16 protein-coding genes are annotated in these 9,682 nt (G+C 59.3%); 9 read left to right on the forward strand and 7 right to left on the reverse strand.

Annotated elements, in window-relative coordinates; all coding sequences use genetic code 11:
* Nucleotides 1-28 precede the first annotated feature (28 nt).
* Nucleotides 29-529: a YbaK/prolyl-tRNA synthetase associated domain-containing protein gene (locus tag KHQ28_RS01965; RefSeq protein ID WP_002901088.1), complete on the forward strand. Its 501-nt coding sequence runs from the start codon at nt 29-31 to the stop codon at nt 527-529.
* 116 nt (nt 530-645) lie between these two features.
* Nucleotides 646-1,092, forward strand: a complete 447-nt coding sequence (locus KHQ28_RS01970) for a DUF441 domain-containing protein (protein ID WP_002901080.1) — start codon at nt 646-648, stop codon at nt 1,090-1,092.
* Here KHQ28_RS01970 and KHQ28_RS01975 read toward each other — a convergent pair.
* The gene (locus tag KHQ28_RS01975; RefSeq protein WP_004140469.1) at nt 1,076-1,870 is read right to left on the reverse strand and encodes a helix-turn-helix domain-containing protein; all 795 of its coding nucleotides are present in this window, start codon (nt 1,868-1,870) and stop codon (nt 1,076-1,078) included. The two genes, KHQ28_RS01970 and KHQ28_RS01975, sit on opposite strands and share 17 nt — an antisense overlap.
* 107 nt (nt 1,871-1,977) lie before the next feature.
* Here KHQ28_RS01975 and KHQ28_RS01980 point away from each other — a divergent pair, with 107 nt between their 5' ends.
* Nucleotides 1,978-3,153, forward strand: coding sequence for a CynX/NimT family MFS transporter (locus tag KHQ28_RS01980; RefSeq protein ID WP_020324105.1), 1,176 nt, complete (start codon nt 1,978-1,980; stop codon nt 3,151-3,153).
* 31 nt (nt 3,154-3,184) lie between these two features.
* Here the strand turns inward: KHQ28_RS01980 and KHQ28_RS01985 are convergent, their stop codons facing one another.
* A complete protein-coding gene (locus tag KHQ28_RS01985) occupies nt 3,185-3,877 on the reverse strand; it encodes a CTP synthase (protein WP_004140471.1) in 693 nt (230 codons plus the stop codon).
* 145 nt (nt 3,878-4,022) lie between these two features.
* Between KHQ28_RS01985 and KHQ28_RS01990 the strand changes: the two genes are divergently transcribed.
* Entirely contained in the window at nt 4,023-4,532 is a 510-nt protein-coding gene (locus KHQ28_RS01990) for a DUF523 domain-containing protein (protein WP_004176547.1), read from the forward strand.
* A gap of 4 nt (nt 4,533-4,536) precedes the next feature.
* A complete protein-coding gene (locus KHQ28_RS01995; protein ID WP_014343000.1) occupies nt 4,537-4,875 on the forward strand; it encodes a DUF488 domain-containing protein in 339 nt (112 codons plus the stop codon).
* Here the strand turns inward: KHQ28_RS01995 and KHQ28_RS02000 are convergent.
* Nucleotides 4,865-5,104: a DUF333 domain-containing protein gene (locus KHQ28_RS02000; RefSeq protein ID WP_004176548.1), complete on the reverse strand. Its 240-nt coding sequence runs from the start codon at nt 5,102-5,104 to the stop codon at nt 4,865-4,867. The two genes, KHQ28_RS01995 and KHQ28_RS02000, sit on opposite strands and share 11 nt — an antisense overlap.
* 300 nt (nt 5,105-5,404) lie before the next feature.
* On the opposite strand from KHQ28_RS02000, the gene KHQ28_RS02005 reads away from it, so the two are divergent.
* The 4 genes from KHQ28_RS02005 to KHQ28_RS02020 all read left to right on the forward strand — a co-directional run bounded on the left by KHQ28_RS02005 (nt 5,405) and on the right by KHQ28_RS02020 (nt 6,894).
* A complete protein-coding gene (locus KHQ28_RS02005; RefSeq protein WP_004176549.1) occupies nt 5,405-6,418 on the forward strand; it encodes a sensor domain-containing diguanylate cyclase in 1,014 nt (337 codons plus the stop codon).
* Between the two features lie 57 nt (nt 6,419-6,475).
* Entirely contained in the window at nt 6,476-6,577 is a 102-nt protein-coding gene (locus KHQ28_RS02010; protein ID WP_004150782.1) for a YoaK family small membrane protein, read from the forward strand.
* Nucleotides 6,577-6,651: a protein YoaJ gene (gene yoaJ, locus KHQ28_RS29670; protein ID WP_004213093.1), complete on the forward strand. Its 75-nt coding sequence runs from the start codon at nt 6,577-6,579 to the stop codon at nt 6,649-6,651. The genes KHQ28_RS02010 and yoaJ overlap by 1 nt, the downstream gene beginning before the upstream one ends.
* A gap of 117 nt (nt 6,652-6,768) precedes the next feature.
* Entirely contained in the window at nt 6,769-6,894 is a 126-nt protein-coding gene (locus tag KHQ28_RS02020) for a hypothetical protein (RefSeq protein WP_004140488.1), read from the forward strand.
* Nucleotides 6,895-6,953: 59 nt separating this feature from the next.
* On the opposite strand, the gene KHQ28_RS02025 is transcribed toward KHQ28_RS02020, so the two are convergent.
* The 4 genes from KHQ28_RS02025 to KHQ28_RS02040 form a co-directional block, all read right to left on the reverse strand.
* A complete protein-coding gene (locus KHQ28_RS02025; RefSeq protein WP_004140489.1) occupies nt 6,954-7,217 on the reverse strand; it encodes a DUF2534 family protein in 264 nt (87 codons plus the stop codon).
* 130 nt (nt 7,218-7,347) lie between these two features.
* The gene (gene leuE / locus KHQ28_RS02030) at nt 7,348-7,986 is read right to left on the reverse strand and encodes a leucine efflux protein LeuE (RefSeq protein WP_004150783.1); all 639 of its coding nucleotides are present in this window, start codon (nt 7,984-7,986) and stop codon (nt 7,348-7,350) included.
* Between the two features lie 89 nt (nt 7,987-8,075).
* Nucleotides 8,076-8,990, reverse strand: coding sequence for a kdo(2)-lipid IV(A) palmitoleoyltransferase (gene lpxP / locus KHQ28_RS02035; RefSeq protein WP_004148038.1), 915 nt, complete (start codon nt 8,988-8,990; stop codon nt 8,076-8,078).
* A 461-nt stretch (nt 8,991-9,451) separates the two neighbouring features.
* A partial coding sequence (locus tag KHQ28_RS02040) for a hypothetical protein (protein ID WP_211777559.1) occupies nt 9,452-9,682 on the reverse strand: 231 nt, incomplete at its 5' end.

A 9,682-nucleotide genomic window follows, 5' to 3' on the forward strand; every position in this document is an offset into this window, starting at 1 on the left:
GGCTGCTTTATGATGTCAGGAGGACGCTATGCTTGAAGCAGTAGAAGGTAATATCCACCAGCGGCTGTGCGCGCTGCTCGACGAGCACCGGGCCCGCTACCGGGTGATGGCGCACGAGGCGGTCGGTCAGTGCGAAGCCGTCTCGGCAATCCGCGGCACCGCGCTTGGCCAGGGCGCGAAAGCGTTAGTCTGTAAAGTGAAAGGAAACGGCGTCAACCAGCATGTGCTGGCGATCCTCGCCGCCGATCGGCAGGCCGACCTCGCCAGCCTGGCCCGGCATATCGGCGGCAGCAAAGCCTCGCTGGCCAGCCCGGCGGAGGTGGAGGCCCTCACCGCCTGCGTGTTCGGCGCCATTCCCCCCTTCAGTTTCCATCCGGCGCTGCGGCTGGTGGCGGACCCGCTGCTGTTTGAACGCTTTCCACAAATCGCCTTTAACGCCGGGCGCCTGGACCGGTCGATCATTCTCGACACCGAAGACTATTTACATATCGCCCGACCAGAGATCGCGACCTTTCGCCGTCTTAGCTAACCGGGCATCCGCCCAGATTTCCGCCGCATGGCGTAAAAATCCTGTTTATTCACGCCACGATGCGTAGAGTAAGCGGGATATTTTTGGCATTCTTATTTTGGCAAGGACCTCTGTACATGTTTGATACCACCCTGTTGATCCTGCTGGGTCTGGCGGCGCTCGGCTTTATCAGTCATAACACCACCGTGGCGATCTCCATCCTCGTGCTGATTATCGTGCGCGTCACGCCGCTGAACGCCTTCTTTCCCTGGGTTGAGAAACAGGGACTGACCGTCGGGATCATTATTCTGACCATCGGCGTGATGGCGCCTATCGCCAGCGGCACGCTGCCGCCCTCGACGCTGATCCACTCCTTTATGAACTGGAAATCGCTGCTGGCGATTGCGGTCGGGGTGTTTGTTTCGTGGCTCGGCGGGCGCGGCGTCTCCCTGATGGGCTCCCAGCCGCATCTGGTGGCCGGGCTGCTGGTCGGTACAGTACTCGGCGTCGCCCTGTTTCGCGGCGTCCCGGTCGGGCCGCTGATTGCCGCCGGGATCATCTCATTGTTTATTGGGAAGTCGTAGCCAGGCTACCGTGATAGCGGCCCGGTGTCTGCCCGAGCCCTTTTTTAAACATGGTGATGAAGGCGGTGGTGGAATCGTAGCCCAGCGCCTGAGCCGTCTGCTGCACCGTCTGCCCGCGGATCAGCAGCTGCAGCGCGAGGATCAGCTGCAGCTGATGGCGCCAGCGGCGAAAGCTCAGCCCCGTTTCGCGCACTACCAGGCGGGCCAGATTCCGCTCGCTCATCGCAAACACCGCCGCCCACTGGCTCAGGGTCTGCCAGCGCGCCGGATCCTCAGCCATCATCGTCACCATTTGACGAATTTTCGGGTGGTTTGATACCGGCAGCTGCAGGTGCTCCTGCGGCTGGCGGGGCAGCTCATCAAACAGAACCTGCACCAGCCGGGCCGTGGCGGGGGCGGCCAGCGACTCTCCGCCGCGCTCCGCCAGAGTAAGGATCAGCTCTCGCACCAGCGGGGAAATCTTTAGCGTACAGCAGCGATCCGGCATCGGCGCGGCGCCCGGCTCGATGAACAGGAAGCATACCTGGGCGCCGGGGGTAGCGCGGTTACTGTGGGACAGCTGCCCCGGAACCCACACCGCATACTGCGGCGGCACCATCCACATTGCGTTCTCCACCTCGCAGGTCAAGGCGCCGTGCAGGGCAAGGATCAGCTGCCCCTTACGGTGGGAATGCGCCGGAATATACTGCTCCGCCTCCACCACCCGGATACGAAAGGCAATGGCCGATTCGTGGCCACTGTCCGGTTCATAGCCATCCAGCCCCAGTCCAATCATCATATTGTCCGATATTAGCGATAATCTGTCATTTTAGCTTGATTTAAACGAGGGACAAAGCCGCTATCGTAACCCCCCTCGTTAGTTACCTTGAGAATGATATGTCTTCTGTGATCTCCTCTACCGGCCGCCGCCCCGCGCTGCTGATTGCCGGTATCCTGCTCATCGCCACCACCCTGCGCGTGGTCTTTACCGGCGCGGCGCCGCTGCTGGACGCGATTCGTAGCGACTATGGCCTGACCACCGCGCAGACCGGGCTGCTCACTACCCTGCCGCTGCTGGCCTTTGGCCTTGTCTCGCCGCTGGCGGCAGGGGTTGCCCGCCGGTTCGGCATGGAACGCAGCCTGCTGCTGGCGATGCTGCTGATCTGCGCCGGCATTGCCCTGCGCTCCCTGCCCTCCGCTGCGCTGCTGTTTATCGGCACGGCGGTAATCGGCTGCGGCATTGCGCTGGGTAACGTGCTGCTGCCCGGGCTGATTAAACGGGATTTCTCGCAGCATGTCGCGCGGATGACCGGCGCCTATTCCCTGACGATGGGCGGCGCGGCGGCGCTTGGTTCGGCGCTGGTGGTCCCCGTGGCGATGGCCGGGTTCGGCTGGCGCGGGGCGCTGCTGCTGCTGATGGTCTTCCCGCTACTGGCGCTCCTCAGCTGGCTGCCGCAGTCCCGGCGCCGGGCGGAGACGCCATTGACCGGCTCAGGCGCTATGCATAACCGGGGGATCTGGCGGTCGGCGCTGGCCTGGCAGGTGACGCTGTTCCTCGGCATCAACTCGCTGGTCTATTACGTGATTATCGGCTGGCTGCCGTCGATTCTGCAGAGTATGGGCTATAGCGAAGCGCAGGCCGGCTCGCTGCATGGCCTGCTGCAGCTGGCGACCGCCGCGCCCGGCCTGGCGATACCGCTGATCCTGCATCGGCTGCGCGACCAGCGCGGGATCGCGGTGCTGGTCGCCCTGATGTGCGCCATCAGCGCCGCCGGGCTGTGGCTGTTGCCTGAGCTGGCGATCGGCTGGACGCTGCTGTTCGGCTTTGGCTCCGGAGCCACTATGATCCTCGGCCTGACGTTTATCGGCCTGCGCGCCAGCTCGGCGCATCAGGCCGCGGCGCTGTCAGGGATGGCGCAGAGCGTCGGCTATCTGCTGGCCGCCTGCGGGCCGCCGCTGATGGGCAGGATCCATGATGCCAATGGCGACTGGCATATTCCGCTGCTGGCGGTGGCGCTGATTTCGCTGGTGATGGCGGTCTGCGGCGCGCTCGCCGGACGTGACCGGGAAATTCACCCCTGAAGATGACCGGCAGCGCCCGCTGCCGGTGGAATTATTGTGCCGCGGCGCGGAGAAACGCCTGCACCAGCGGCGCGGGACGCCCGTCCAGCGCGTGACGCTCATGCTGGAACAAGGTGGCGACAAAAAACGGGTGCGTCACCAGCTCGACGGCGCGGATCTCACCCTCTTCATCCCAGCCGGTGACGCGCAGATCGCCCTGCTCCAGCTCCGCCGCAAACGCGCTGCTCACGCCGTACCGGCAGTGGTAGCCCTCTTCAATGCTCTCCCGGCCATAGGCGCGGGCAATCAGCGTATTCGCCCGCAGCTCGACGACGGCAGAGGTCTCCACCAGCGAGCAGCTGAGGGGAGCGATCACCATCCGCCCTTCGCTGTCGGTTTCCGCATGTCCGGCGTCCTGCCAGCCGAGCACGTTGCGGGCGTATTCAATCACCGCGTGCTGAAAGCCGCCGCAGGTGCCGAGGAAAGGAATGCTGTTTTCCCGGGCATAGCGGATCGCGGTAAACGCGCCTTCCGGGTGACGATACGGGCTGCCGGGAACGACCCAGATGGCATCGTACTCCGCCAGCGCCTCGCCGGAGGCGATCGACGGGGTGGCGAGCCAGTCATATTTCACCGGCTGCTCCAGCACGGCGGCGGCATCGTCTATCGCCAGGGGAATGGCCTGATGGGCAACAATATCGGGGTGATAATCGCCGACAAGGGCGAGGCGTAAAGGAGTTTTCATAGCAGGTTCCTTATGTCTGGACGAGACGGACAGCACAAGGCACGTCAGAATAGCGATCCCACCTGTGGAACACAATCCTTATTTTCACCCCACCGCCGTGGCCGACGGGTGAGGTATACTGGAAAAAGCGCGTAAGGGAGAGAGAATGAAAAATAAGCTTTTGGTCAGCGCCTGCCTGATGGGATTCCAGGTGCGGTATAACGGTAGCGAGAAGGCACAGCTGGCGGCGACGCTGTCCCGCTGGCAGCAGGCGGGGCGGCTGGTGATCCACTGCCCGGAGCTGGCGGCCGGTCTGCCTACGCCCCGACTGCCGGCGGAGATCCTCGGCGGCACGGGCGGCGATGTGCTTGCCGGACGGGCGCGGATCGTGGAAAGCGACGGCCGCGACGTCACCGGACATTATCAGCTGGCCGCCTGGCTGGCGCTCAGCGCCGCCCGGGAAGCGGGCTGTCAGGCAGCGTTACTCACCGACGGCAGCCCTACCTGCGGCAGCCAGTTTGTCTATGACGGTTCCTTTCGCGGACGGCGCAAAGCGGGCGCCGGCGTGGCCGCCGACCTACTCCGCGCCCACGGCATCACGGTATTTTCCGACGGGCAAATCCCGCAGTTGCTCGCCTGGATGGCACAGAAGGAGCAGGATGATGATTCAGTGTAAACGGGTGTATGACCCGCAGGAAAGCAGCGACGGCTATCGGGTGCTGGTCGACCGTCTCTGGCCGCGGGGGATTAAAAAAGAGGCGCTGGCCTGTGATGAGTGGTGTAAGGAGTTAACGCCTTCCGCTGAGCTGCGCAAAGCCTTTCACGGCGAGGCGATCGATTTCGCCCACTTCAGCCAGCGCTATCGTCAGGAGCTCGACGCCCATCGCGAAACGGGCCTGCGGCTGGCGGCGCTGGCGCAACGCCAGCCGCTGACGCTGCTGTACGCCGCGAAGAACACCGAGCAGAATCATGCCCGGGTGTTGGCCGCCTGGCTGGCGGCCCTGCCGGTTACGATTTAGCCGGATGATCCCGGCGCCACAGCGCCCACTCGTCGAGGGTTTCGCCGCTGGGTAGTTTGCACTGGGTGCTGACGCCCTGCGGCGTTTGCACCGGCACCCGGGTGCCGCCGGATTGCTGACAGTATACCGCCGCGGGGTTGGGCATGCCGATGGTTTTCGTCGGCGCAGTGGGCTGCGGCTGGGCACAGCCGGCTAATACCAGTGGCAGAATAGCCAGTAGCTTTTTCATTGTTCCTCCCTTTCCTGAATGCCCGGGGATTTTAGCCTGAATCTCCACGTTTTCTCCATCTTGCCTGCACTTTTCCCCCGTAGAGTAGCCCTGTTCTCGAACTGACCAGAGAACAGATCATTCCATAATCAATGAGTTTTTCCCCGTCGCCCCCGACGGGGCTTTTTTTCCCACCGCGTGGACAAGTATTCCCCAGACAGATGTGATAAATTTAAAAATATCACTGTTTATTTGACGCTGATGTCCGTTTGCAGCCCAATATGCTGGGGTGACGTTTGGCGTGCTGGAGCTGTATTATTCATGTCAGATTTTATTCTTGCCCGGGTGTCGCAAACCCTCGCTGCGGAACAGTCCCTGGAAACCCTGGTGCGCCAGCTGCTGGAGATGCTGGAGGCGGTGACGCGAATGGAGTCCACCTACCTCACCCGCATTGATACCAACGCCCAGCGGCAGCAGATCATGTTCGCCCACAACAGCAGCGAAATGCAGATCCCGGAAGGATTCTCCGTCCCCTGGGATGAATCCCTGTGCAAACGCGCCCTTGAGGATCAGTGTACGTTTAGCAATGACGTTGCCAACCGCTGGCACTCCTGCATCGCCGCCCAGGAGCTGGGAATCGCTACTTTTTTAAGCATTCCCGTCCGCCTGGCCGACGGCTCTCTGTTCGGCACCCTCTGCGCCACCAGCCGGCAACAACAGCCTTATAACCTCGAAGGCGAACAGGTCATGGGCCTGTTCGCGAAGCTCATTTCCCACTACGTGGAAAAAGACACCCTGGTGCAACAGCTGCAGGCGGCAAACGTCGCGCTGGAGCTGCACTCGTCTACCGATGAGCTCACCCAGCTTCCCAATCGCCGCGCGCTGTTTAAGCAGCTGGCGTTACGCTTTGCCTCCGCCCGCGCCCAGCAGCAGCAGGTCTCGCTTATTTTTATCGATCTCGATGGTTTCAAAGCCATTAACGATCGGTTCGGCCATCCGTGCGGCGACAGCTTTCTGGTGCAGGTCGGCAAACGACTCACCGCTGTCGCGCGCCGGGAAGATATCGTTGGCCGCCTTGGCGGCGATGAGTTTTTGATCGTCGGTAGCGCCCAGCAGCCTGCCGCACAGCAGGCGTATGTCACGTCTCTGCGTCAGGCTCTGTGCGGCGTCTACTTCCTCGGCGAACAGCGTATCGACTATGAGGGCGCTAGCTTCGGGGTGGTCACCTGCGATCCGCAGAGTATCGATGTTGAAGCGGCCTTACGCGCTGCCGATGAGGCGATGTACCAGGATAAGAAGTCCCGCCGCCAGGAGAATTTCATTCATATTGACTAAAGTACCGCGATATCCAGTATCATGCAGGGCATCATTCGTGGGTACAGGGACACAATCATGAAATTGGGTATTCTTTTCCCGGTGGCGATCTTTATCATCGCCGTCGTCTTTCTCGGCTGGTTTTTTGTCGGCGGCTATGCGGCGCCGGGTGGGGCATAATGAAAAAAAGCACCATTATCATGCTGGTCGTCGCCATCGTGGCGGTGGCCGGCACCCAGTTTGGCTGGTGGTGATCGCCGCGGCGATATTGCGGATTTATCCTATCCCATCAATAAGTTAACCCTTTACACTCACGTTATCCGCCGCGGCATTCTCGGCCCCGGGGAATAAGAATAGCGGGAGAAGTAAGGATGAAAAAACCGATCGTGTTACCGTTGATTATTGCGCTGTGCACGCTGTTATCGGGATGCATTATTGACGATGGATATCATCCCCATCGCCACCACCACCATCATCACTATCATGACGACGACTAATGCTTCACGCTGTTGCTAAGCCGATAAGACAGGGCGAACCGCGGTTCGCCCGTTGACGCTTAATCCTGACGATCGGCGCCGAGGAAAATAAAGCCGAGGGGGATAGCGAAGAGCGCGGTAAAGACAATGCTGTAAACCGTCACCATCGCCCCCTGCAGGAAGAACATGGACGTCGTCCACTCTGAGTACGGCATATTGTACTCGCTCACCACGCCCCCGAAGGTCGCCCGCCCCACTACCGCCAGCGCGATAGCAAACACCACCGCGAGCGACAGACAGTATTTTTTGCAGTTTTTATTGCTGAGGAGTTTTTGCAGAATCATCGGGGCTTCCTTTTTGCTGAGCGATAAACGGCTGTATATGTAACACCAATGCAATAAAAAATGAAGGGTTTTTGTTACAGGGCAGAATAAGAGACGGCGGGCCGGTCAGCGGGTAACCGGCCCGTGGGGATCAGGACTGCAGGGTAGCCAGGCGCGCGGCGAACCCGACGAAAACCAGACCAATCAGGCTGTTGCCAAGTTTAGCCAGCTTCTTGCGGGTTTTGACGTAGCGGGTGACAAACGAGCCGGAGAGGATCAAAAAGCTCATATAGCAGAAGCTAATCACCTCGAGGGTCAGCGCCAGGATAAAGAACGCCACGCCGGGGGTTTTGGCGTTGACATCGATAAACTGCACGAAAAACGACACATAGAACAGAATCGCTTTCGGATTGGTCAGGCTCAGGGTCAGGGAGCGCTTGAGGATCGCGCTCGCCGGCTCCGCGCTGGCGTCGGACTGGCCGTCGCGCTGGGTCAGCACCGCATAGAGCATTTTGCCCCCGAGCCACAGCAGGTAAATTGCCCCGAGGTAGCGCACGACGTTAAACAACACCGGCGTGGTTTTAATCAGCGTCGCCACCCCGGCGAAGGCCAGAAACATCAGCACTGCGTCGCCAATAAAGACGCCCGCCGCCGCCAGATAGCCTTTCTTCACCCCGTGGGCAATGCCCGTTTTCAGCACGAAAAACGTATTAGGGCCAGGAACGAGGATGATAAACACCGCCCCGACCAGATAGGTTAAATAATTCAGAACACCAAACTCAGCGAACACTCTGCACTCCTTCGCGCACGACTAAAACATGATCCGGCTCACGTTACCCCAACTGTCGGGATTTTGAAAGCGCAGCCTGTGCGGGAAGGTTAATAGACGGAAGGTTCGCCCAGCGGGCGGGTTTTAAAACGACGGTGTACCCACAGATACTGCTCGGGAGCGCGCAGGATCTCGCGCTCAATAACCTTGTTGATATAGCCGGCGGCGATCTGCTTATCCTCACCCGGATAGTCATTCATCACCTCGCTGATATGCAGGCTATAGCCCCGGCGATCCAGCTTACGTACCATGCTGATGCTCAACATTTTCGCGCCCGATAAGCGGGACAGGACATAGGTGCCGTTGGTGGTCGCCGCCTGCGGGACGGAGAAAAAAGGTGCAAAGACGCTGCCCTTGGGACCGTAATCCTGATCGGGCGCGAACCACACCGCTTCACCGGATTTTAAGGCATGCACCAGACCGGTCAGGTTGTTGCGATCGATCATCGCTTTGTTCGAACGCAGGCGACCACGGGTTTGCACCCACTCCATCAGCGGGCTGTTGTGCGGACGATAAGTGGCCATCATTGGACGGCACAACCCCATCGCGCGCCCGCCCAGCTCCAGCGACATAAAGTGCACACCGACCACCATCACCCCTTTGCCGCCGCTAAGCGCATGATTAAGGTTGGCAAATCCTTCGACATCAAACCATTTTTTGACCCGCTCGTCGCTCCAGAACCAGGCCATGCCGGTTTCGATAAGCCCCATTCCCAGCGACATAAAGTTTTGATCGATCAGCGTCTCGCGCGCCGCTGGCGACATGTCCGGGAAGCAGAGTTCGATATTACGCCGGGCGATATGTTCGCGGCGTTTAAGAAAGCGACGGGAAAGGCGACCAGCGCTGGTGCCGATAAAATGCAGCAGCGGATAAGGCAGTTGCACGATTAACCAGAGGATGCCGAGCCCGAACCAGGTCAGCCAGTTACGCGGGTGTAAAAGTTGTTTATTAAATACGCAGGCCATGATTTTTCCTGTAAACATTAATTATGTGGTAACGCTTAAGGAAAACAGAATCCATTTATCATCATTAGGCGGTACGTACAGCAAGTTCGACAATACTAATCCGCTGAAATTCCCTCCGGCAAGTAAAAAACAGCAAGCTGACAAAAAAACATAATTGCGGCACATATGTTACTAAATGTAAACTTAAATCTTGAACCACGCTTAATATATTCATCATGCATATCATTTTCACGCTAATCATCAGCGTTACTAACGAAAACAACCGAAAGCTGCCGCAGTGCGGCCCTGGCCGCCGGTGGCAGGCGTCCGCTGAGCCGCGCGATCGGCGGCCTGACCGCGTTGGGATGCATCGTAGTCTGACAAAGCGAGTATTAAACGCGTCCCACTGCGAAATGCATCTTTTTTAATCCGTCAGCATAAGAAAGATTAAAACGACTTTAAGACAACAATTGAGAATAGACTTATTTAAACCTGCTTTTAAAATAAGCGCGGTGCATTGAAATACTGTGCCCGCCGGACAATAAAAAATATTTCTTTACGCCTCGTGGGAAACACAGGTGGAGTGAATGATGGGCAATCATCCGCCATCGATTTGCATGGAAGCCAGGTCCTTGAGAAGAAAGCACGGCGAGGGTGTGAACAACGCCCTCGCCGCAGAGGATCAGTAGGTATGGAAATATTGCTGAATCAGC

The organism is Klebsiella sp. 28, assembly GCF_018223905.1.
Lineage (GTDB): Bacteria > Pseudomonadota > Gammaproteobacteria > Enterobacterales > Enterobacteriaceae > Klebsiella > Klebsiella pneumoniae.